This is a genomic window from Yoonia sp. D2-7, assembly GCF_055809435.1.
This window is the reverse complement of record NZ_CM147912.1, coordinates 3,305,223-3,327,375: the sequence shown is the minus strand read 5'-3', so window position 1 is coordinate 3,327,375 and position 22,153 is coordinate 3,305,223. Positions and strand designations below refer to the sequence as shown.

The following is a 22,153-nucleotide window of genomic DNA, read 5'->3' as shown; positions in this document are numbered from 1 at the left end:
GAAGTACATCCTAGGGTTCCAGACAAGGAATCGGCACGATGTTTCAAATGTTTCCGCAAGAGGTCCGCGAGGGCCTAGAACAAGCCCGTAAACAATCGCTGAAGCGCAACGATCGGCTTTGCGTTCACGACGGCGACGACGTCTATCGTATCCTGCGTTTGTGGGACAATGGCTTTGCTTTGGATGCGAAAACGTCGCCGCGTTTGCGGGGACGTGTCGAAATTTACGACGGATCGCGTCATCTGTACCAATGTCTTGTGATAGATTCCGAATTGGACGGTCAAGAACGTGTGTTCGATTTCAAATGGGTCAACACAATCCCCGACCGTCCGCCCGCGGATTTTGTCCGCGAGCAGGATGCGCCGATTGCGTTGCTGCCGCGCTAGTTACTGAAGATCGCTGAACGCGGCTTGAAGGCGGGCGATTGCCTCTTCGATTTGCGCGCGTGGTGCGCCGAGGTTGAACCGTAAGAAATCGTCGCCCCCTGATCCAAAGGTGGGGCCGTGGTTGGCTGCGATTTTGGCTTCGTTTTGCACCCGTGCTGTGAATTCTTCGCGCGTCATGCCCGTGCCCGAAAAGTCGACCCACGCCAGATAAGTCGCATCGAGCGGCATCGATTTGAGCCCCGGAATGGCGTTGATCCCGGCGTCGAACACCTGCCGGTTGCCGTCGAGATATGCTTTCAACGCGTCCACCCATTCGGCCCCTTCGGGTGAATAGGCTGCCGTTGCCATGAACAGGCCAAAGCTGTTCGGTGACAGGCCAAGGGCCGCCATGCGTTTCCCGAATTGCGCCCGCAGATCAGGGTCTTCGATGATGACGTTGCCTGAATGGCTGCCTGCGATGTTGAAGGTCTTGGTCGTGGCCGTCATTGTCACAAGCCGGTCTGCGATCCCGTCGATATGCGCCGTCGGAATGTGGGTGTGGCCGGGCATCGTCAGATCGTGGTGGATTTCGTCGGACACGAGGATCAACTGGTGCCGTTTCGCGAACGCTGCGACGCCCGCCAATTCTGCGCGCGTCCAAACGCGCCCACCGGGGTTATGGGGCGAACAGAGGATCAGCATCCGTTCGTTGCCGGTCATCTGTGCGTCGTAGGCGTCAAAATCCATCTCGTAGCGGCCATCGTTATTGACCAGTTCACATTCCACGACTTCACGCCCTGCCGCTGCGATGACGCGGGCAAAGGCGTGGTAGACTGGTGTGAACAGAACCACACCATCGCCGGGGTTCGTGTAGGCGTCGACGCACATCCCCGTTCCGTTGACTAAGCCGTGCGTCGTGAAAATCCATGACGGATCGATCTGCCAGTTGTGGCGTGTTTTCATCCACCAACAGATCGCGTCTTTGTACGGGCCTTCGTCGCCGTAGTATCCGTAAACGCCGTGGTCGTGCATTTTCTTGATGGCATCCTGCACGCATTGCGGCGGTTGGAATTCCATATCTGCCACCCACATTGAGATGCCATCGTCAGGGGAGACGCCGTAAATCGCTTCCATGCTATCCCATTTTACCGAATGGGTGCCGCGCCGGTCGATTTTCTGGTCAAAATTCATTGGTCTCTCCGCAACTGACTTTTTTGTAACGTGCTTTGACGCGCGAGGGGGTGCAAGTCGAAAACGGTCACACTTGCGGGATGGTAGGCGAGACGCTAGATGGACGCGCATGACATTGCGCAAAATCCTGATCCACCCCGACCCGCGGCTGAAAGCCAAATGCACCCCTGTTGTGGACTTTTCCACGGACCGGGCGAAGCTGGCCGATGATATGCTGGAAACGATGTATCACGCACCGGGTATTGGTCTGGCTGCCCCGCAGATCGGGATCACCGAGCGGATGATCGTGATGGATTGCGTGAAGGAAGAAGGCGGCACGCCCGAACCGATGGTCCTGATCAACCCAGAAGTGGTCTGGCAAAGCGACGAACGCAGCGTCTACGACGAAGGATGTCTGTCGATCCCTGATCAATACGCCGAAGTGGAACGCCCCGCTGCGGTCGAAGTGAAATGGCAGGACGTTGACGGCAAAGAACGCAATGAGAAGTTCGATGAACTGTGGGCGACATGTGTCCAGCACGAGATCGATCATCTCGATGGCAAGTTGTTTATTGATTATCTGAAGCCGCTCAAGCGCCAGATGATCACCCGCAAGATGCAAAAACTGAAACGCGAAATGGCGCGCGGCTGATGGCGGTGATGCCGATTGTGCAGGCGCCCGATCCGGTGCTGTCGCAGGTGGCCGCCGACGTTGTGGTGTTTGATGACGCGCTGATCAGCTTGGCCGAGGATATGTTGGCGACAATGTATGCCGCAAATGGCCGTGGGATTGCAGCACCTCAGGTGGGTGTGCTGCAACGTCTGTTTGTGATGGACGCCACGTGGAAAGACGCCGATCCGCAGCCGGTGATTTTCGTGAACCCCGAGATTGTGTCGGCCTCCGAAGAAATGTCGACCTTGGCCGAAGGGTGTCTGTCGATTGCAGGCGATCTGATCAATGTGACGCGCCCCGCGTCGGTTGTTGTGCGTTGGCGTGATGTGGATGGTGGGTTTCTTGAGGCCAGCTTTGACGGTTTCTCAGCGGCTTGTGTGCAGCACGAGATCGATCATCTGAACGGTATTTTGATTACGGATAAACGCCAATGACCCGACCTTTTGTAATGTGGCCGCACAAGGCGCTCCGCACGGTTGCTGATGATGTGACAGAAATCACGGATGAAACCCGTGCGATCTGGGACGAAATGATCGACGCGATGGAAGCGATGCCCGGTGTTGGTCTGGCTGCGGTGCAGTTGGGGGTTATGCAGCGGCTCGCGGTCGTGGATGCGTCCGAAAAACGCGGCCAAGCCGTGTGCATGGCGAACCCAGAGGTGCTGCATGCATCGGTGGAATTGCGCCCCCATGCCGAAGCGTCGCCCAACCTGCCGGGTCAATCTGCGTTGATCAATCGCCCGCGTGCCGTGACTGTTCGGTTCATGAACCGTGATGGCGAGATGGAAGATCGCGACTTTGTTGGCCTGTGGGCCACGTCGGTGCAGCATCAAATCGACCACTTGGCCGGCAAGATGTATTTCGACCGTCTGAGCAAGACAAAGCGCGATATGTTGCTGCGGAAGGCACGTAAAGCGGGCCGGTGACGCGTTGTCCGAATAGATGAAAGGGATACCAATGCGAGTGATCTTTATGGGGACGCCCGATTTTTCGGTGCCTGTTCTGGATGCTTTGGTTGATGCTGGCCACGATGTGGTTGCCGTCTATTCACAACCGCCGCGGCCTGCTGGGCGCGGAAAGAAGGATCGCCCGCCGCCCGTGCAAGCGCGGGCCGAGGCGCTGGGATTGCCGGTCCATCATCCGGTGTCTGTGCGCAATGAAGACGCCCAAGCGGTTTTCGCCAGTCACAACGCCGATATCGCTGTTGTCGTGGCCTATGGTTTGATCCTGCCGCAGGTGATTTTGGATACGCCGACGCATGGCTGTCTGAATATCCATGCGTCGTTGTTGCCGCGTTGGCGGGGTGCGGCGCCGATCCACCGTGCGATTATGGCCGGGGATGCCGCGACTGGCGTGTGCATTATGCAGATGGAAGCAGGGCTGGATACCGGTCCTGTCCTACTGCGCCAAGCCACGCCGATTGCGCCAGCTGAAACAACGGGTCAACTGCATGATCGGTTGTCGGCAATGGGGGCTGCGTTGGTGGTTGAAGCATTGGATCGGTTGCCCGAATTGACGCCCGAAACGCAACCGGAGGACGGCGTGACCTATGCCGCCAAGATCGACAAGTCCGAGGCGCGCGTCGATTGGGATCGCCCTGCCGCCGAGGTTGCGAACCACATTTGCGGGCTGTCCCCGTTTCCGGGGGCGTGGTGCGATGTGGACGGTGAACGCGTGAAGCTGCTTGTCGCAGAGGTCATCGACGGCGTTGCAGCACCGGGCACTGTATTGCAAGGTTTCGACGTTGCATGTGCGACAGGTGCGGTGCGCATCACTCGCGCCCAACGCCCCAGCAAAAAACCAATGGATGCGGCGGATGTGTTGCGTGGTTTGGATCTTGGGGATCGTCTGAGTTAGGCGATCTTTGCCCTAGCGTAATCGTTTTAGTTGGGTTAGCTTTTCTCCAAATGATGAGGAGAGCCGGATGCTTAATACGATACCGCGCATTGGATACGGGACATGGAATCGCTTGGGCGATGCGGCCTATGACGGGACGCTGACAGCGCTTGATGTCGGGTATCGTCATCTGGATTGTGCTGAAGGCTACGAGAACGAAGAACACGTTGGCCGTGCGATTGCCGATCACGGCGTTGCCCGTGATGATCTGTGGGTGACAACGAAGGTCGCACCGGAAAGCTTTGGTCCCGGTCAGATCAGGCCGCATGTTGATGCGTCGCTTGAAAAGTTGGGCGTTGGTCCTGTTGATCTGTTGTTGCTGCACTATCCGTCGATCAAAGATGAATACGATATCGAAGATTACATGGCGCAGCTGGCTGCCGTTTATGACGCCGGTCTGTGCCGCAATATTGGGGTGTCGAACTTCACGAAGCCCTACATCGCGAAAGCAATGGATTTGCTGGGGGATCGCCCGATTTTCACTAATCAGGTGGAGCTGCATGTTTACCTGCATAATACGCCAATCGTGTCGGATTGTCGGTCAAAGGGCATCCCGATGACCGCCTATTCGCCGTTGGCGCGCGGTGCTGTGCTGGATGATCCTGTGCTGCAACGCATTGGTGCGGCACACGGTGCCACGGCTTCGCAGATTGCGTTGGCGTGGCTGCTATCAGAGGGTCATATCATTATTCCATCGGCGGGCAGCCGTGACCGGATTGCGGAAAACCTTGCCGCTGGTGATATCGTTTTGACCGATGCGGAACGTGCCGAGATTGCAGGTCTGAATAAAGATATGCGGTTGGTCGACGGGCCGTGGTGCCCGACATGGGACGTCGCATGACACCCCCGCCGTTCAGCCTTGTCGGGATCGATCATGTGGTGTTCATCGTGGATGACATGCCCAAGGCGCTTGCGTTTTATCAGGACGTTTTGGGCTGCGTTCCGGGGTATTCCTATCCGACGTTGGGGATGGAACAGGTTTGGGCAGGGTCCGCGTTGATCGTGCTGTGGGACACCACGCATCCGGGTGCGGCGAGCGCTGTACCGCCAGTGAAAGGCGGTCGGAATGTGGATCACCTGTGCATCGCGACATCGCCGTTTCAGCCTGACGCCATGCGGGCGCATTTAGCAGCGCATGGTGTGGAAATCGACCGTGAAGCGACCCATGGCGGTGCCAGAGGTGTCGGCCTTTCATTCTATATTTTCGACCCCTTTGGGAACAAGCTAGAGATTAAAGGACCAGCGGAATATCCGGATGGGCGGGATTGGTGACGGGCCTATAAGGCGCCAGCGTCGCGCGAAACTGATCCCGTCAAACTGGTGTCACGGGCCAAGCTAGAAAAACGTCTCTGCCTGACCTTTGGTGATCTTGGTTTGGGCGCGATGGCTGCTTAGGTGTTCGGTCAAGGAGCACACTTATGCAGACATTTTCGTTACTTGATCTTTCGCCAGTCCCCGAAGGCAAAACGGCCGCAGATGCGCTTGCCAATACGGTCGCGCTTGCCCAAGCGGCAGAAGCTGCGGGATATCATCGCTATTGGCTGGCGGAACATCACAACATGCAAGGTATCGCAAGCGCTGCAACGTCGGTCGTGATTGGCCACGTGGCGGGCGCGACTAAGACGATACGTGTCGGCGCAGGCGGTATCATGCTGCCAAATCATGCGCCTTTGGTGATTGCCGAACAATTCGGCACGTTGGCCACGTTGTATCCCGACAGGATTGATTTGGGTGTCGGTCGTGCGCCAGGAACGGACATGGCGACGGCCCGTGCTTTGCGCCGTCACATGGCACCTGATGATACCTTTCCACAGGATGTGCAGGAATTGATCGGCTACTTTGGTGACGTGCCTGATCATGCATCGGTTCGCGCTGTTCCGGGAGCCGGGACAGATGTGCCTGTCTGGGTGTTGGGGTCTAGTCTGTATGGTGCGCAATTGGCCGCACATCTGGGGTTGCCATACGCCTTTGCGTCGCACTTTGCCCCGGATCTGTTGGGGCAGGCATTGCAAGTTTACCGTGAGTCATTCAAGCCATCGGCGTATTTGGAGAAACCCTATGCGATGATGGCGGCGGGTGTTTGTGCCGCACAAACGGATGCAGAGGCGGAATATCTGCGGTCGTCGCAGTATTTGGCCTTTGCGAACCTGCATATGGGGAAACCCGGAAAGCTGCCGTATCCGGTGCGTGACGTGGCAGCGCAGGTGCCCGGTCAAATACTGGCGGGGGTGAAACATGCGTTGTCCTGTTCTGCTACAGGATCGGCTGCGCCCGTGAAAACGCAGTTGGCTGGCCTGATTGATACCTACCAACCCGATGAAATCATGGTGACAGGGATGATCCATGATAACGCAGAACGGGTGAAGTCATTCCAGATCGCGGCAGAGGTTCTGACGGAGCTGTGTGACTGAAAGTGCCGTTGATGAACGTGGGCGGCAATTACCGCATTGGTTCAAATTGCGCGCTTTGCATGGTACAGTCGCGGATTACGTCGGTTCCGCAGTCGCGGAATTCTAGGTCTCGGGTGAGGCAGATGCGTGCTTCTTGGATGTAACCTTGGCGGCAGGTGATTGTGATCTGGTCGGGTTCGAGCGTCTGGTTCGACTGGATGAATGCCTCTTCGATCAGGGACGCGGGCAAGGTCACGGGATCGGTGAGTTTGCGTAGGACGTCGGGCCGCGTGACTTTGTCGTAGGCGACGCGGGACAGGGCATAGTAATCTTCGGAATCGAGACCTGTGCAGACCCCGTGTTTGTTCCACTGGTGCCAAGCCAGCCCCGATGTTCCCATGATGTCGGCCATGTCGCCAGTTTGCCCACGCGACGGCGGGCGGAATGATGTCCGGCAATCGGCAGGGTAGCCGCGTTCGTATTGCGGCCAAAGACCGTGCAGGACCCAGCCGTGATCGCGCGCCGGATCACATTGCGGGGAATCGCGGTCGTCGCCTTCGTATGCGCACCAGTTTGCGGACCAAGACAGGGACAAAACGTAGTAATCAAATTCGCCAGCAGTGTCCTGTGCCGATGCCATACCAGCCCACGTCAAAAGCCCTAAAACCATCCGCCACATTTTGATCTTCCCTAAATTGCTTGGCATCCTTATATAGGCTTCAAGTTCCCCGACAATGCGAACCCGGCCCAAGCGGTCAGCCCCTTCAAGGGCGCGGGAAAGGCTTGTCATTTTGATGAGGAGACATTTGATGTCCGATAAACCGATTATGGCAAAAGCCACAGCAGTTTGGCTGTGTGACAACACCACAATGACGTTCAAGCAGATCGCTGATTTCTGTGGCTTCCACGAGCTGGAAGTACAGGGAATCGCGGATGGTGACGTGGCAACTGGCGTGAAGGGGTTTGACCCGATTGCGAACAACCAGCTGACCCAAGAAGAAATCGACAAGGCCGAAGCGAACCCGCTGCATAAGCTGAAGTTGAAGTTCTACAAGGCCGCCCAAGGCGAAGAAAAGCGCCGCGGTCCACGTTATACGCCGCTGTCCAAGCGTCAGGATCGTCCTGCGTCGATCCTGTGGTTGGTGAAGTTCCACCCAGAGCTTTCCGATGGTCAGATTTCCAAACTGGTCGGCACAACAAAGCCAACCATTCAGGCGATCCGCGAACGCACCCACTGGAACATCTCCAACATTGATCCGATTGATCCGGTTGCGTTGGGTATGTGTAAGCAGGGCGAGTTGGACATGGCTGTTCAGAAAGCCAACGCCAAAGCCGCCAAAGAAGGCAGCGCGATGTCTGATGACGAGCGCCGCAAGTTGGTCAGCACCGAACAATCCCTTGGCATGCCTGCCGAGCCGAAGATGCCTAGCGCGATTGCCGGTCTTGAGACGTTTTCTCTGGCTGAAGACGATGCAGACGATCTGGAGACGAAGTCTGCAGATATGGACGTGTCCGATGCTGATAGCTTCTTTAACCTGCCAGATGATGCGGATGAGAAAGACGAAGACTAAGGTCCGCGTCACTTTCGTAAAAAGTATGGAAATCCCGGCCTTTGCGCCGGGATTTTTTGTTTGAGCCTGCATCCGTTCATCGCCTAATCTGGATTGGATAATTTAGGAGATTTTGATGCGTTTTTTGACGGCTATATTTTTGACTTTGACCCCGGCGACAGCGGTCGCTGATGCGCTTTGCGACGAACTTTGGCTGACCCGCAACACGGTCTTTGATCGTGCTGGGTATTGTTTCGGGTCTGAATTGGGCAAGTCTGTTTTTGATAACAGCGATTGCACCACGTCTTCGCCGAAACTGAGCGCGGAAGACGAATTGATCGTCGCGCAAGTGCGGGAAGTCGAAGAAGAATTCAGTTGCGCAGTGGATACGTCCCGCCAGTCGCTTGATGTTGATTATGTGGATCAACGCCGTGCATTGGCTGATTTGCCGGTGCGGACTGGTTATGAAAGCGCGTGTTTGGGATACGACGGGCCTGCGCTGTTGATGACAGCGGGGCGGCATCCGGATACGGCGTTTTTTGGAGAAATCATGCCGGGTGATAATATTGATTTTGGTTACATCACCGTGGATGGGATGGAGTTCATCGATATGGGCGATGGCCGCATGGGATGGGTTGGCGGTCTGTTGTTCTCGCCAAAAGTCTGCGCGGGTGGCATGGCGGGCTAAATGCTGCGGCGCGCATTTAAGGCGGCGGTAATTGTACCGTCGTCGAGGTAGTCGAGTTCACCGCCCACGGGCACGCCCTGCGCCAGCGACGTGACAGTGATGCCGGGCAGTTGGTCCGCGATGTAATGCGCGGTGGTCTGCCCGTCGATGGTGGCACCAAGCGCGAGGATCACCTCGGTCACGTTTTCGGACTTGATCCGGTCGATCAGTTTGGGGATGCGCAGTTCTTCCGGCCCCACAGCATCAAGCGCCGACAGAGTCCCGCCGAGCACGTGATAGCGGCCTTTGAAGGTTTGGCTGCGTTCCATGGCCCACAGATCAGCAACGTCTTCGACGACGCAAATCTGACCGATCGCCCGTTTTTCGCTTTCGCAAATATCGCACACGTCGGTCGTGCCAATGTTCCCGCAGTTCAGGCATTCGCGGGCGGTAGCACCCACGCGGTGCATGGCCTCGGCTAGCGGGATCAATTGCAGGCTACGCTTTTTGACCAGATGCAACACGGCTCGCCGCGCAGACCGCGGTCCAAGACCGGGCAGCTTGGCGAGCAGCGTGATCAGGTTTTCAAGATCATCGGTGCCACTGGTCACGTGCGGCCCCCGAATTTTGGGCGAAAAATCGGCACTTAGAACGGCAAATTCATGCCCGGCGGCAAGCCAAGGCTTTCGGTCATTTTCTGCATTTCAGACTGTGCCCGTTCGCCAGCCTTTTGTTGCGCGTCTTTGATCGCTGCAAGGATCAGGTCTTCGACGACTTCTTTTTCGTTCGGATCAAAAATCGACGGATCAATGTCGAGCGCCTTCAGCTCGCCTTTGGCTGTTGCCGTTGCTTTCACAAGACCTGCACCGCTTTCGCCCGTGACCATCATGTTTTCGAGGTCTTCTTGCATCTGGGCCATTTTGCCCTGCATTTCCTGCGCGGATTTCATCATCTTGGCCATATCACCAAGGCCACCAAGCCCTTTGAGCATTTTATCATCCCTTTGTGCGTGTTCGTTTTTAAATAGGTCTTTTGCGGGGTGGTAACAAGTCGGGGCTTGTATCCGACTAAAAGAGTCGGTTAACCCTTATTCTGACGGAATCACTCAGGAAAAGGAAATCCCATGTCACTTACTCTTTTTAGCCATCTGCCGCGCGCCGCATCAGTCGTGGCGCTGTTATGTGTATCGTCGGGGGCAACCGCCCAAGATGCATCACCACAAGACCTCGTCGCGGCACTTCAGGAAGGCGGATTGGTGATCTACGTTCGGCACGCCACGACGGAAAGCGATTATGCGGATCAGGTTCATGCTGTGATGGGTGATTGTGCGACCCAACGTGTGCTGAGCGCAGAAGGCTGGTCAGAAGCCAAAGGCATTGGCGCCGCAGTGCACGCGTTAGAGGTTCCGGTCGGTGGCGTTGTCAGCAGTGGGTATTGCCGTGCTTGGCAGACCGCTGATCTGGCATTTGGTCATTATCACACGGATGAAGCGCTGCATTTCGCAAAGGCAGAGGATTACTCAGAAGCGGACATCGCGCAGATGCGTGAGAATGTATTGCCGTTTCTGACCGAAGTCGTGGCAGAGGGAAATCGCGTTGTGGTTGGCCACGACGACCCGTTTGAAGCTGCGACTGGTATCTATCCCGAACCGCAGGGTGTCGCATATGTTGTGCGTCCAGAAGGCGACAGTTTCACTGTGCTTGGTCACATTGATCCGGATGCTTGGCCAACAAACTAAGCTGACCTGACGGGGCTCATTCGTCGTCGAATGGGTCCCATTCATCATCGACTTCTGGCAACGCATCTGTAAATGCGTCTTGCGTTTTTTCCGCTTCGGTCCGGATGTCGGTGATTTTGGCCTTCGGGAATGCCGCGATGACCGCCTGCACAAGCGGGTGTGCCGCTGCTTCCGCCTTGATCGCGTTTTCAGCCGCGTCGCGGATTTCCGCGATGGTTTCTGCCCCGCCTTCGTCGCGGACAGTGATCACCCAGCGATTGCCTGTCCATGCCTGCAATCGTGACCCCAACCTGCCGACCAAATCGGTGGATGCATCTGCTGTTGGCTGCACTTCAATCCGGCCGGGTTGGTAGGCTACCAGACGGATGCCTGTTTCGACTTCCACCAGTAGTTTCACGTCGCGATGCCGCCGGATCAGGTCCACGACATCTTCGAAGCGTGCGTAGTGCTGCAGCGCGTCTTCGGCCAAGGCCACGGCAGTTTGCGCGCCAGATGCCGATGGACCGGACGGTCCGCTGTGCGTTGGTACGGGCGTGCTGCCCATCGCGTTTGTGGTTCCGCCGCCTTGCGGGGCAGGGCGTCCACCGCCTGTGGGCCCGCCCGTTGGCGGTGTCGCGTCTTTGAGTTTGCGCACCAGTTCGTCGGGCGTTGGCAGGTCGGCCACGTGCGTCAGTCGGATCACCGCCATTTCGGACGCCATCATTGCGTTGGGGGCGGCTGCGACTTCTTCCAAGGCTTTCAGCAGCATTTGCCACATCCGCGTCATCACGCGCATTGGCAGTTGGCCTGCCATTGCTTGGCCGCGGGTCCGTTCATCGGGGCTGATTGTTGGGTCGTCTGCCGCGTCCGGCGTGATCTTGATGACGCTGATCCAATGGGTGATCTCGGCCAGATCGCGCAGGATCGCGAGCGGGTCGGCACCGTCGGCGTATTGCGCTGATAGTTCGGTTAGGGCTTCTGCTGCTTCGCCGCGCAGGATCATGTCGAATAGGTCAAGCACACGCCCACGGTCGGCAAGGCCCAGCATCGCGCGGACCTGATCGGCGGTTGTTTCGCCAGCGCCGTGGGAAATGGCTTGGTCGAGCAAAGACGTCGCATCGCGGGCTGATCCTTCGGCGGCACGGGTGATCAACGCAAGCGCGTCGTCGTGAATTTCAGCGCCTTCCGCCTTTGCGATCTTTTGCATCAGCGCGATCATGACTTCGGGTTCGATCCGCCGCAGATCAAAGCGCTGGCAACGTGACAGGACCGTCACGGGGACCTGCCGGATTTCGGTGGTCGCGAAGATGAATTTGACGTGTGCGGGAGGTTCTTCGAGCGTCTTCAGAAGCGCGTTAAACGCGTTCTTGGACAGCATGTGAACCTCATCGATGATGTAGATCTTATAGCGGGCAGAGGCCGCGCGATAATGCACAGAATCGATAATCTCACGGATGTCACCGACGCCTGTCCGCGATGCAGCGTCCATTTCCATGACGTCGACGTGCCGCCCTTCCATGATCGCGGTGCAATGTTCGCATTCGCCGCATGGTTCCGTCGTTGGCCCGCCGTTGCCGTCCGGCCCGATGCAGTTCATGCCCTTTGCGATGATCCGCGCAGTGGTGGTTTTACCTGTCCCCCTGATCCCTGTCATGATGAAGGCCTGCGCAATCCGGTCCGCTGCAAACGCGTTTTTCAGCGTGCGGACCATAGCGTCTTGGCCGACAAGATCGACGAAGGTCTCTGGTCGGTATTTGCGGGCGAGGACCTGATAAGCGGGGGCGTCAGACATAAGCGGGCTTTCGGGGTTCTGGTGTTTGCGTCAAACTATGCGTTAGGGCGGGCGACGTCTACCGCTAGCGGGGCGAAGATGGGATTTGAAATTTACGAGATTGCTGTCGGTGGCGGAGTTGTGGCGCTTTGCCCGATGCCAATGTCCGAACAGGACGTCGGGTTGGTGAAGGCGTGGCAGCCAGATTTAGTCGTATCACTGACAGAACGGCATGAAGGGGCGACCGCAACTTTTGCTGTGCAGTTTGCGCGTTGGGCCCATGTGCCTGTCGTGGACTTTGGTGTGCCTGATGATAGCGCTTTGGATGACGTTGTTGCGCAGAGTGTTACGATCATTCGCAATGGCGGGCGCGTGTTGTTTCATTGCATGGGCGGATGTGGGCGGTCCGGTATGGCGGTTTTGCGGGTGATGCATGTCATGGGTGTGCCGGATGCGTTGTCCGTCCTGCGTGATGTCCGTCCTTGCGCTGTCGAGACGGATGAACAGGCCGCGTGGGCGATGCGGCCTGTCTGATCGCGTTTAGCGCTTTTTCTTCTTCACAGCTTTTTTGACGCCTTTGGTGAACTTCTTGCTCCGCAGGCGGGCTTGGGCTGTTGTTTCAGTGGCGATCGCATCTTCGCGGCGCAGTTTCTGGAACCGTTTGAGCCGGTCTGGCGTCACATCACCTGCTTCAATCGCTGCCGCTACTGCACACCCCGGTTCGCCTTCGTGTTTGCAATCCCTGAAACGACATTGGTTTTCGAGAACGGAAATCTCGGAAAACACTTCGTTAATGCCCGCGACCACGTCAGCAACACCAAGCCCGCGCATGCCGGGCGTGTCGATCAGCCAACCACCCGAAGGCAATTTGTGCAGACTGCGGCCCGTGGTTGTGTGTCGCCCGCGTGCGTCGTCTTCACGGATGCCTTGGGTGGCCCCGTCTTCGCCCGTCAGCGCATTGGTCAGCGTGGTTTTGCCAACGCCGGATGATCCGGCGAGTGCCACGGTTTGCCCTTTGCCGCACCAAGGTGCCAGTTTCGTCGTCTCTGTCACGTCGCGGGCATCTAGGGCCACAACGGCAAGGTCGGGGCCAAGCGCCTGCGCTTCGTCGATGTAGTGCTGCACGTCGTCGGTTTGGTCCGATTTCGTCAACAGGATCACGGGCGTTACATCGGCGTCGTAGGCCAGCGCCAGATACCGTTCCAATCGCGCGACGTTAAAATCCGCGTTGCAGGATGTGGTGATAAACAGCGTGTCGATGTTTGCCGCGATCAGTTGGCGTTCGCCGTGCTGATAGTCCGACCCGCGTTGCAACGTTGATATCCGGTCCAAGCGCCGGATCATTAGGGCCGCTTTCGGATCGCAGAGCACCCAATCGCCAATGGCGATTTCTGACGTCGACATGCCCGGTTCTAACGTGAGGTCGGTTTTGCCTTCGGTGGTGATGACCGAAATCTGGGTGCGGTGAACGCCGCGCACGCGTGCGGGCGTCGTTGTTGTGACTTCGTCAATGTCGACTTGGGATTGGTAGAAGTTGGTCCAACCTAGGTCGGCCAGTGTTGTTGTGGTGGTCAAAGCGATATCCCTCGCAATAGATCATAACACGTCATTGGTAGACATGGATCGACAAGGGAAGCGGGATCGCTCAGCGCTGCCCTGTCTGGGCGGAGGATGAAACAGTCATAAAAGTCCTCCTTTGCTGAAAGGTTTCGTCGCTGGCGCGCATAATAGGGCGCGTAGGTGAGAGGCTGGACATCGACCCAAGTGGGGCTCGTTGTGGCTGCTTCCTTCCGGACCTGACCAGGTTGGCGAGGCACCTGCCCGCGCCAACCTCTCAGGGCCTATATAGGGCGGTAATTTATATCGTGCAAGAGCGGGTCAGCCGTCGAATGACAGTGTGAAGGATCGAAACCCGTCGGCATCAACACCGTTATCGACCAATGACCTGTCGGTGCTTGATACATCGGCCTCTTTGCAGGTTCGAAACACAGCTGTTGTATCTGGTAAGGGTGCGAAATCCCAAACGAACGGGCAGGGGACTGTCACGGGTGACTGCCGCTTCAGTGACGCGATGAGCATGTCTTGTGAGTTCTGATTTGCGACGTGGATGATGTCGTCAGGCGGAATATTGTGTCCCTGTTCAAGGCGGTTGGTCGCGGACACCAGCACAAATTGGTCCGTGTCACGCACCAATTCACCGTACCTGCGAATCTGGCTGATACGATCGCCCGGCGGGGCGCTGACGTCGATCCGATAGGTCAGACCAAACACCGTGTCGAAGAAATATGGCGGGACATGTGGGTCGATCAAAACCTGATTTTTTCGGCCCTTTTGGATGGGGCGGTACAGAAGCGCCGACGCTTCGAGCCAATCCTTGATTTGCGCCCCGTTTCGTAGAATGGCGACTGCCGTGTTGTTGAACGGATAGATGGCCGTCACGTCGCTGCGCTTGATCGGACCGGGGGGGATGCAAATGAAGTCATTTGGGTTGGACCTGCTGCCCGTCGAAAAGGGCGCGGCCGTTGTGAGAAACGGAAAGTCGGCAAAGCGCGTATCTTTCAGAATGTCCTGCATATGCAGTTGGCGGGCGCATGACAGCAAATACTGGGTCAGGTCAGGCTGGATCAGGCTAAAAGCCGTCGACAGGGGCAGGGTCGTCCGTGCGATTTCTTGCTGTAGGGACGTAATTGTCGCGTCATGCAAAGGGCGAACCGTTGCGAATGCTTTTGGTTCAGCCTGTTCTGTTGGCCTGTAAAGGCGTGTGTTTTGATCAACGATTGCGACGTGATCTGCGCGGCGTTCAAGCGCCAGATCAATGACGCCAAGGTAACGCCCGAACGCACCCGACATAACCGTGGGTTTGCCACAAATTGTGCCATTGCGTGCATCAATCGTCGGGCCGCCGCGCGTTGTGCCCAAGGGGAATGTTTCGTGCGTGTGCCCCGCCATGACGACATCGACACCTTCAATGCCGGCGATGTCAGCCGCAACATTTTCGATATGGTCATCTGGGTCGATCCCGAAGTGGCAAAGCGCGACAATGATATCGGCGTTCTGTTCCTTGAGCTGGGCCACAACGGTTCTTGCTGTGCTGACGGGGTCTGCGGTGCTGACCGCCGGCGCGCCGTCGTCTGTTGTTAGCGAAATGACTGGCGTTGTCAGGCCGATGACACCGACACGAATGGGTGGACGATTAGGCCCTGTTTCAACGTTGATGATTGTTGAATTGGGATAGGTCGTCTTATCGTCGTTTGTGCTGACATTTGCGGACAAAACGGGGCAATCGATCTGCTTGATCGTGTCGGACAGCGGTTCAACGCCGTAGTCGAAATCATGGTTACCAAGGACAACGGCATCATATTTCAGCGTGTTGAATGCGTCGGCAATGGGATGGATGTCCGATGACGGTCCTTGCATTGCGGCATCGGCAAGCGGGCTGCCCTGCAAAAAGTCACCAGTGTCAAACAGTAGCGTCGGAATACCGTCTTGGCGCAAAGCGCCGATTTCGCCCACAAGGTTTGCAAGGCCGCGTTGGGGTGTCGGGCGCAACGTTTTGTAATCATACGGTAAAATGTGCATGTGCAGATCCGTTGTCTGCAGCAGCCGTAGCTTTATGATCGGACTGAACTGATCAGTTGCCGACTCATCTATCTCGATCCGCTGGGGTGCGAGGGTCATTTTCTGCGCCTTTGGGTTGTATTCGGTGTCCTACGAATTGGCGGGCAGAATTGTTCCCGCAGAGAATTGAAATTTTTGGCATTACGTGACACTGCGACATCTATGAAACATGCAGAGACAGTAACGTTCGGTGGGTCCGGTTTGGATCGGGCCGCTCATGAACGCAAAGATGTGCAATCGCTTTGGCTTGATCCAACAGTACGCTTAATTGTGCTGTGGCGGGGTAAACCAATGGTCACAATAGACCATTCAAAACTCGTTGCGGTTAAAGTTGACCATGACGTTGTCTCTGACGCAAGCGCAGAGCATGTCTATCTGGGGCGCGATAACGGCACGCCCGTGTTCGCGATCGACATTAGCGCTTGGGAACCCGAAGCGTTTGATGACACCACCCTTGATACATTTTTGGACCCGTCGGAACAGGCGCATCCAACTATGAAAGACACGGCTGTCTTTGCGGAATTGCGCGCGATCATGACGCATCTGTCGCCCCGTGATGCGGAGTTGGCAGCAACGGCCCGTGCGATTTTCGGGTGGCATGCATCCCATAGGTTCTGCAGCACATGCGGGCACCTGAGCGATTTTGCGATGGGCGGGTGGCAACGCAATTGCCCAGCGTGTGCGCGATCCCATTTTCCGCGCACCGATCCGGTTGTCATCATGCTGATCACGCGCGACGATAGCGTCTTGGTCGGGCGATCCCCGGGTTGGCCCGAAGGGATGTATTCGCTGCTTGCTGGTTTTGTCGAACCTGGTGAAACGTTGGAAGCTGCCGTCAGGCGCGAGGTGATGGAGGAAAGCGGCATCACCGTCGGTGCGGTGTCCTATTTGGCGTCGCAACCATGGCCTTTCCCTGCATCTTTGATGTTCGGGTGCATGGGCGAAGCGTTGGACGATGAAATCACGGTCGATGTCGAAGAACTGGAAGATGCGATGTGGATCAGCCGTGCGGACATGCATATTGTTTTTGCAGGGCAACACCCGGTTATGAAACCAGCGCGCAAAGGCGCGATTGCGCATTTCCTTTTGGACAATTGGCTATCGAATACGCTGGATTAGGAACGGGCAATTCGGGACTGTCGTGTGCGGAATCGATCTGACTAACAATGGGATGAATAATGAACTTTTCGACGCATAAAGACATCGAAGCGCCAATTGATTTTGTATTCAGCAAAGTGACGAACTTTGATGGTTACGAACGGCAGGCATTGCGTCGTGGGGCTCAGGTGACGCGCGTGGATGGCGCGGGGCCCGTGCGTGTCGGATCGGCATGGGATGTGGCATTTACGTTCAGAAGCAAGGATCGCAATCTGCGTGCGACCGTCACAAATATCGATGCGCCCAACGAGCTAGAGATCGATACCGTTGCGACTGGTCTTAACAGTGCGACAGTGGTGAACCTGATTGCCCTGTCGCCTAAAACAACACGTGTGGCGGTGACGGTCGACATGAGCGCTAAGTCGTTGTCAGCCCGTCTGCTTTTGCAGTCCTTGAAGCTTGCCAAGTCTAACCTGAACCGACGTTTTTCACGTCGGGTAAATGAACAGGTCGCAGGTATCGCCGAAGACTACAAACGTAGCAAATAACCCTTGTTTTGCGGCCTTATTGTTGACTTAGTCGGCCATTAAAAAGCGGTAACGTCTTTAATGGTTGAACCGTCATGGCTGCTGAAACAATTTATGCTCTTGAAGAGGCGAATGTCTCGATTTCCGGTGGCGGTCAGCTGTCAGGGATCACGCAGGGTGACGGTAGCCATCTCAACGGTTTGGTAATCACGCTGGATACCAACGATTGGGTCGGCGTGAACATTCAAGATACAGAAGCGAATTTTCAGGACAGCGACAACAGTCAGACCTTGGATGGCGCTCAGACGTTTAACGGGACATCATTTGGTGATGGGCGTCGGGTAGAGGCCGAATACAGCATTACAGTCGAAGACCCCGATGGCGTTGTCTACACGTTGATTGGCTTCAACATCAATGAGCCGGGTGTTACGTCTTACAGCACTGTTGAAGGTTTGGCATTTGTCGATACTGGCCTAGGTTTTCCACCCGTCGGGGTTCCGTTGACGGTGACAGGTACGTCCGAGGGGCCGTCGTTTCCATATGCTGATCTTGCCGTGCCTGATTGTTTCACGCCGGGCACCATTATTCGCACTAACACAGGGCATAGCGATGTTGCTGATTTGCGCGTCGGTGATCGTATCCCGACATCAGATCACGGTTTGCAAACGATCCGTTGGATCGGGCATCGCCGTTTGCCTGCCGCCGTTCTGGCAGCACAACCACGATTTCGCCCCGTCGTCATCCAAAAGGACGCGCTTGGCGAAGGTGTCCCGGCCAAAACGATGTCAGTTTCGCCGCAGCACCGCATTTTGATCACGGGTTGGCGTGCTGAACTCATGTTTGGTGCGACTGAAATCCTCGTACCAGCGATCAAGTTGTGCAACGATTCCACAATCTGTCAGGTCGATGATGGTCAGGATGTCACTTACATTCACGTGCTCTTTGATGCCCATGAAGTGATCTGGGCCGATGGACTGCAAACTGAAAGCTACCTGCCGACGCCGGACGGTGAATCACCTGCAGATCGCGAAGTGAACGACCTGTTCCCTGAACTGACGGAACGGGGAACGAGCGTCTTGGCTGCGCGGCCCTGCATTTCTGATCGCCGAACGATTGTGTTGACGCCTTACGCCGACTGACGTTGTGATGCGCGGGGGTAGACCCCCATCAGACGGACCATATCCGTGAAGTAATCCAGTTCTTCCAACGCCAGTTTGACGTTTTCGTCGTCTGGATGCCCTTCGATTTCCGCGTAGAACTGCGTCGCTTGGAACGTGCCGCCGACCATGTAGCTTTCCAGCTTGGTCATGTTCACGCCATTGGTCGCGAACCCGCCCATTGCCTTGAACAAAGACGCCGGAATGTTGCGCACACGAAATACGAGGCTGGTCATCATGCCGTGATCGCCCCTGCGCGCGCGATTGATGTCGCGGGCCATCACGATGAAGCGGGTCGTGTTGTTGTCCTGATCTTCGATATTGCGTGCAAGCACGTCGAGACCATAAATTTGGGCCGCCATTTCAGAGGCAAGCGCGCCTTGCGAAGAATCATCGCCTTCAGCCACGTCGCGCGCGGCCTTGGCGTTGTCCGAACTAACAACGCCGCGAATCGTGTGTTCTGTCAAAAATCCGGCGCATTGCGGCAAAATCACAACGTGGCCGTGGGCGTGGGTAATTTCAGACACTTGCGCACCCTTTTGCCCCAAAAGGTTGATGTGAACGCGTACGAATGCCTCATCCACGATGTGCAAACCGCTTTCGGGAAGCAGCGAATGAACGTCGGCAACGCGGCCATACGTCGAATTTTCTACAGCAATCATGCCCAGTTCAGCGTCGCCATTGCGCACAGCTTCAATCGCAGAGGTGAATGTCGGGCAGGGCAGCGGGTCATAGTCCGGACACGTATCGGCACAGGCCTGATGCCCATATGCGCCAAGTTCGCCCTGAAATGCGATTTTGCCACTCATTCTTAACACCTCCCGACACATGATACCCAAAAAGGGCAATTGGTCGCGGCACTATACCTTGCAACCGAGGTAAGGAAGCGGATACATACCCGCAAAACTGCGAACGAATTGGAACGCGACATGTTCGACACAATGACTATGACAAAAGCCATCGGCGGCATCTGTGGCACATTTCTTGCCTTTTTGCTTGGCGGTTGGGTTGCTGAGACGATCTATCACAGCGGTGGGGGCGGTCACGGCGACGGCCACGACCAAGCATATGTGATTCCCGTTGAAGGCGGCGAAGCAGCGGAAGACGTACCTGCTGGTCCCCCATTTGAAGAAGTTTTCGCAGCTGCGGATGCAGCCGCTGGTGAAGGCGCGTTTCGCCCGTGTTCTGCCTGTCACAAGGTTGACGGCACCGACGGCGTTGGTCCGCACCTGAACGGTGTTGTTGATCGTGCTGTTGGCGGTGTTGACGGGTTTGGTTATTCCGGTGCGTTGGTTGCTGTGGCCGAAACATGGACACCTGAGAACCTGAACGCATTCTTGGAAAGCCCGAAAGGCTACGCGCCAGGTACAGCGATGAACTACAACGGGATGCGCAAGATCGAAGATCGCGCCAACCTGATCGCATATCTCGCGACACTGAGCGAATAATCATCGCCAGTTATGACCTAATCAAAGCCGTCCCATGTCACATGGGGCGGCTTTTTTGTGTCTAAGTGATTGGAAACGGTCCGTTCACGCCGAGTTCACGCATTCTCAACTTGATTGTTTGGACCGTCCGGTTAGCTTTGATAACAAAGTTACGTTTCGACACCCCTTGGGAGAACAAGATGCAAAATCGCCACCAAAATCGTGCTGTAGCCCGTACCAAACAAGACACACGCGCCAAAACCGCGATGTGGATGTCGGGAACTGCGATATTGGTGGGCATGTCGTTGCTTGCGGGGCAGGCGTTTGCTGACGGGCATGTGACCGTAAGCCATGCGTACAACGAATACGGCGACATTAAATATCCGGCTGATTTCGCACATCTTGATTACGTTAATCCCGACGCGCCATTGGGTGGTGAAATTTCGGTGTCGTCCAGCGGTACGTTCGACAGCATGAACCCGTTTGCCACGCTGGAAGGAACGCCGGGTGCGCTTGCGTCGGCTGTGTGGGAACGTTTGATGACCACGACGTCCGACGAAGTTGGCACGTACTATTGTTTGGTGTGCGAGACGCTCGAGTATCCGGATGACAATTCCTACGTGATCTTCAATCTGCGCAAGGACGTTACATTTTCGGACGGCAAACCGATGACGGCAGCCGATGTGATCTTCACACATGAACTGATGCGCACCCAATCGACACCGTCGTTCCAGCAAGGGATTACGGCTTTGGTCGAATCCTACGAAGCCTTGGACGACTACACCGTGAAATTCACGTTTGCTGAAGATGCCCCTGCACGTGGCCGGATTGGCCAGATGGCGAATGCCTTGGTGATGCAAAAGGCGTGGTTCGAAGAAACAGGCGCACGATTGGACCAATCGAGCCTTGAGGTGTCACCGGGCACGTCTGAATACATGACCGGGTCTATCGATCCGGGTCGTCAGATCATTTACGAACGTAACCCCGATTATTGGGGCAAGGACCTGCCGATTAATGTTGGTCGGGGCAATTTTGATAGCATCCGCATCGAATATTTCGCGGATACCTCCGCCGCGTTCGAGGCGTTTAAAGCGGGTGAATTCACCTTCCGTCGTGAAAACAGTTCGATTAACTGGGCGACATCCTATGATTTCCCAGCGATTGAAAACGAATGGGTAACGCGTAAAGAACTGGAAGATGGCACCTTGCCCGCCGCGACCGGTTTTGTGTTCAACTTGCGTGATCCAAAATTCGCCGATCGCCGCGTGCGGCAAGCGATTGGGTTGGTCTATAACTTCACATGGACCAACGACAATCTGCAGTATGGGCTGTTCCAACAACGTGAAAGCTTCTGGGAAAATGACCGGCTTAAGGCTGCGGGTCTGCCCGAAGGTCGTGAACTGGAAATTCTGGAATCCCTTGGCGACAAGATCGATCCTGAAATCCTGACGACCGAAGCCGTTGTGCCGCATACGTCAGGCGATCGTCCGCTAGATCGCGGCAATCTGCGTGCCGCTTTGGCGTTGATGGAAGAAGCCGGGTACACAACTGGCGATGACGGTCTGCTAATAGATGCAGACGGCAATACGTTGGATGTGGAATTTCTTGAGACCCGCCAAAGTTTTGACCGGATCATCAACCCGTATATCGAAAATCTGAAACGCCTTGGCGTGAACGTGACCTACAACCGTGTTGATCCCGCGCAATATCAGGCCCGCACCCAAGACAACGATTTCGAGATGATCTTTGGCTACTGGGTCAACGGCCTGCAAGAAGGCACCGGCTTTAGCCAGAAATACGGCTGTGAAGACAAAGAAGACGTGTTCAACCCTGCCGGTTACTGTTCCGAAGCTATTGATGAACTGGGCGAACAGATTGCGGCTGCAGAAGACTATGACGAAATGGCTGCTCTTGTGCGTGCCGCCGACCGGATTATGCGTCACGAATATTTCATCGTGCCTGTTTGGTATCTGGGCAAAAACTGGGTCGCGTATTTCGATATGTTTGAGCATCCTGAGAACCTGCCTGAATTTGGGCTTGGCCATCTCGACTATTGGTGGTTCAACGACGAAAAATATCAGGCCCTGAAAACGGCCGGCGCGCTGCGTTAAGCAGCCCAAGAGGAAGA

General features: G+C 56.2%; 25 protein-coding genes and 1 other RNA gene. 17 read left to right on the top strand and 9 right to left on the bottom strand.

The features are described 5' to 3' along the window. Positions 1–38: 38 nt before the first annotated feature. The gene (locus AC0L7R_RS16465) at positions 39–386 is read left to right on the top strand and encodes a hypothetical protein (RefSeq protein ID WP_473657926.1); all 348 of its coding nucleotides are present in this window, start codon (positions 39–41) and stop codon (positions 384–386) included. Here AC0L7R_RS16465 and AC0L7R_RS16460 read toward each other — a convergent pair whose 3' ends face one another. Continuing rightward, positions 387–1,556: a PatB family C-S lyase gene (locus AC0L7R_RS16460; RefSeq protein ID WP_473657925.1), complete on the bottom strand. Its 1,170-nt coding sequence runs from the start codon at positions 1,554–1,556 to the stop codon at positions 387–389. It lies immediately after the preceding gene. Between the two features lie 109 nt (positions 1,557–1,665). On the opposite strand from AC0L7R_RS16460, the gene def (AC0L7R_RS16455) reads away from it, so the two are divergent. From def (AC0L7R_RS16455) to AC0L7R_RS16425, 7 genes are all read left to right on the top strand, one after another. Continuing rightward, the gene (gene def / locus AC0L7R_RS16455; protein ID WP_348107244.1) at positions 1,666–2,187 is read left to right on the top strand and encodes a peptide deformylase; all 522 of its coding nucleotides are present in this window, start codon (positions 1,666–1,668) and stop codon (positions 2,185–2,187) included. Next, the gene (gene def, locus AC0L7R_RS16450) at positions 2,187–2,642 is read left to right on the top strand and encodes a peptide deformylase (protein WP_473657923.1); all 456 of its coding nucleotides are present in this window, start codon (positions 2,187–2,189) and stop codon (positions 2,640–2,642) included. The genes def (AC0L7R_RS16455) and def (AC0L7R_RS16450) overlap by 1 nt, the downstream gene beginning before the upstream one ends. Beyond that, positions 2,639–3,133, top strand: a complete 495-nt coding sequence (gene def / locus AC0L7R_RS16445; RefSeq protein WP_473657922.1) for a peptide deformylase — start codon at positions 2,639–2,641, stop codon at positions 3,131–3,133. Before def (AC0L7R_RS16450) ends, def (AC0L7R_RS16445) begins: the two co-directional genes overlap by 4 nt. 31 nt (positions 3,134–3,164) lie before the next feature. Continuing rightward, positions 3,165–4,064: a methionyl-tRNA formyltransferase gene (fmt, locus tag AC0L7R_RS16440; protein WP_473657921.1), complete on the top strand. Its 900-nt coding sequence runs from the start codon at positions 3,165–3,167 to the stop codon at positions 4,062–4,064. A gap of 67 nt (positions 4,065–4,131) precedes the next feature. Further along, positions 4,132–4,944, top strand: coding sequence for an aldo/keto reductase (locus AC0L7R_RS16435; protein ID WP_348109158.1), 813 nt, complete (start codon positions 4,132–4,134; stop codon positions 4,942–4,944). Beyond that, the gene (locus AC0L7R_RS16430) at positions 4,941–5,375 is read left to right on the top strand and encodes a VOC family protein (RefSeq protein WP_473657920.1); all 435 of its coding nucleotides are present in this window, start codon (positions 4,941–4,943) and stop codon (positions 5,373–5,375) included. Before AC0L7R_RS16435 ends, AC0L7R_RS16430 begins: the two co-directional genes overlap by 4 nt. A gap of 146 nt (positions 5,376–5,521) precedes the next feature. Continuing rightward, a complete protein-coding gene (locus AC0L7R_RS16425) occupies positions 5,522–6,514 on the top strand; it encodes an MsnO8 family LLM class oxidoreductase (protein ID WP_473657918.1) in 993 nt (330 codons plus the stop codon). Positions 6,515–6,542: 28 nt separating this feature from the next. Here AC0L7R_RS16425 and AC0L7R_RS16420 read toward each other — a convergent pair whose 3' ends face one another. Further along, positions 6,543–7,172, bottom strand: coding sequence for a ribonuclease T2 family protein (locus tag AC0L7R_RS16420; protein ID WP_473657917.1), 630 nt, complete (start codon positions 7,170–7,172; stop codon positions 6,543–6,545). 130 nt (positions 7,173–7,302) lie between these two features. On the opposite strand from AC0L7R_RS16420, the gene AC0L7R_RS16415 reads away from it, so the two are divergent. Both AC0L7R_RS16415 and AC0L7R_RS16410 read left to right on the top strand, forming a co-directional pair. Beyond that, a complete protein-coding gene (locus AC0L7R_RS16415; RefSeq protein ID WP_247128464.1) occupies positions 7,303–8,064 on the top strand; it encodes a DUF1013 domain-containing protein in 762 nt (253 codons plus the stop codon). Positions 8,065–8,179: 115 nt separating this feature from the next. Further along, complete coding sequence (locus tag AC0L7R_RS16410) at positions 8,180–8,731, top strand: DUF4453 domain-containing protein (RefSeq protein WP_473657916.1); 552 nt, start codon at positions 8,180–8,182, stop codon at positions 8,729–8,731. Here AC0L7R_RS16410 and recR read toward each other — a convergent pair. Both recR and AC0L7R_RS16400 read right to left on the bottom strand, forming a co-directional pair. Then, entirely contained in the window at positions 8,728–9,321 is a 594-nt protein-coding gene (recR, locus tag AC0L7R_RS16405; RefSeq protein WP_247128462.1) for a recombination mediator RecR, read from the bottom strand. The genes AC0L7R_RS16410 and recR overlap by 4 nt on opposite strands. Before the next feature lie 35 nt (positions 9,322–9,356). Further along, a complete protein-coding gene (locus tag AC0L7R_RS16400) occupies positions 9,357–9,701 on the bottom strand; it encodes a YbaB/EbfC family nucleoid-associated protein (RefSeq protein WP_348109152.1) in 345 nt (114 codons plus the stop codon). A gap of 132 nt (positions 9,702–9,833) precedes the next feature. Here AC0L7R_RS16400 and AC0L7R_RS16395 point away from each other — a divergent pair, with 132 nt between their 5' ends. Beyond that, positions 9,834–10,448 (top strand): histidine phosphatase family protein, encoded by a 615-nt coding sequence (locus AC0L7R_RS16395; RefSeq protein ID WP_473657915.1) that lies wholly within the window; start codon positions 9,834–9,836, stop codon positions 10,446–10,448. Between the two features lie 16 nt (positions 10,449–10,464). Here the strand turns inward: AC0L7R_RS16395 and AC0L7R_RS16390 are convergent, their stop codons facing one another. Then, positions 10,465–12,219: a DNA polymerase III subunit gamma/tau gene (locus AC0L7R_RS16390; RefSeq protein WP_473657914.1), complete on the bottom strand. Its 1,755-nt coding sequence runs from the start codon at positions 12,217–12,219 to the stop codon at positions 10,465–10,467. A 78-nt stretch (positions 12,220–12,297) separates the two neighbouring features. Here AC0L7R_RS16390 and AC0L7R_RS16385 point away from each other — a divergent pair, with 78 nt between their 5' ends. Further along, positions 12,298–12,732: a phosphatase domain-containing protein gene (locus AC0L7R_RS16385; protein ID WP_473657913.1), complete on the top strand. Its 435-nt coding sequence runs from the start codon at positions 12,298–12,300 to the stop codon at positions 12,730–12,732. A 6-nt stretch (positions 12,733–12,738) separates the two neighbouring features. On the opposite strand, the gene rsgA is transcribed toward AC0L7R_RS16385, so the two are convergent. From rsgA to AC0L7R_RS16370, 3 genes are all read right to left on the bottom strand, one after another. Next, on the bottom strand, positions 12,739–13,773 hold the full coding sequence (rsgA, locus tag AC0L7R_RS16380; protein WP_473657912.1) for a ribosome small subunit-dependent GTPase A: 1,035 nt from the start codon (positions 13,771–13,773) through the stop codon (positions 12,739–12,741). A 163-nt stretch (positions 13,774–13,936) separates the two neighbouring features. Further along, positions 13,937–14,035: signal recognition particle sRNA small type (gene ffs / locus AC0L7R_RS16375), an RNA gene on the bottom strand. A 41-nt stretch (positions 14,036–14,076) separates the two neighbouring features. Next, on the bottom strand, positions 14,077–15,876 hold the full coding sequence (locus tag AC0L7R_RS16370) for a 5'-nucleotidase C-terminal domain-containing protein (protein WP_473657911.1): 1,800 nt from the start codon (positions 15,874–15,876) through the stop codon (positions 14,077–14,079). A gap of 102 nt (positions 15,877–15,978) precedes the next feature. Between AC0L7R_RS16370 and nudC the strand changes: the two genes are divergently transcribed. The 3 genes from nudC (at position 15,979) to AC0L7R_RS16355 (ending at position 18,580) form a co-directional block, all read left to right on the top strand. After that, positions 15,979–16,935, top strand: a complete 957-nt coding sequence (gene nudC / locus AC0L7R_RS16365; RefSeq protein WP_473657910.1) for an NAD(+) diphosphatase — start codon at positions 15,979–15,981, stop codon at positions 16,933–16,935. Positions 16,936–16,994: 59 nt separating this feature from the next. After that, positions 16,995–17,462 carry an SRPBCC family protein gene (locus tag AC0L7R_RS16360; protein ID WP_247128455.1) on the top strand — a complete coding sequence of 156 codons (468 nt, stop codon included), beginning with the start codon at positions 16,995–16,997 and terminating at the stop codon, positions 17,460–17,462. A 74-nt stretch (positions 17,463–17,536) separates the two neighbouring features. After that, positions 17,537–18,580, top strand: a complete 1,044-nt coding sequence (locus AC0L7R_RS16355) for a Hint domain-containing protein (protein ID WP_473657909.1) — start codon at positions 17,537–17,539, stop codon at positions 18,578–18,580. Here the strand turns inward: AC0L7R_RS16355 and AC0L7R_RS16350 are convergent. Further along, the gene (locus tag AC0L7R_RS16350; RefSeq protein ID WP_473657908.1) at positions 18,568–19,407 is read right to left on the bottom strand and encodes a prephenate dehydratase; all 840 of its coding nucleotides are present in this window, start codon (positions 19,405–19,407) and stop codon (positions 18,568–18,570) included. The two genes, AC0L7R_RS16355 and AC0L7R_RS16350, sit on opposite strands and share 13 nt — an antisense overlap. Positions 19,408–19,527: 120 nt before the next feature. Between AC0L7R_RS16350 and AC0L7R_RS16345 the strand changes: the two genes are divergently transcribed. After that, positions 19,528–20,046, top strand: coding sequence for a c-type cytochrome (locus tag AC0L7R_RS16345; RefSeq protein WP_348107930.1), 519 nt, complete (start codon positions 19,528–19,530; stop codon positions 20,044–20,046). Between the two features lie 179 nt (positions 20,047–20,225). Continuing rightward, positions 20,226–22,136, top strand: a complete 1,911-nt coding sequence (locus AC0L7R_RS16340) for an ABC transporter substrate-binding protein (protein ID WP_473657906.1) — start codon at positions 20,226–20,228, stop codon at positions 22,134–22,136. The last annotated feature ends 17 nt before the right edge of the window (positions 22,137–22,153 follow it).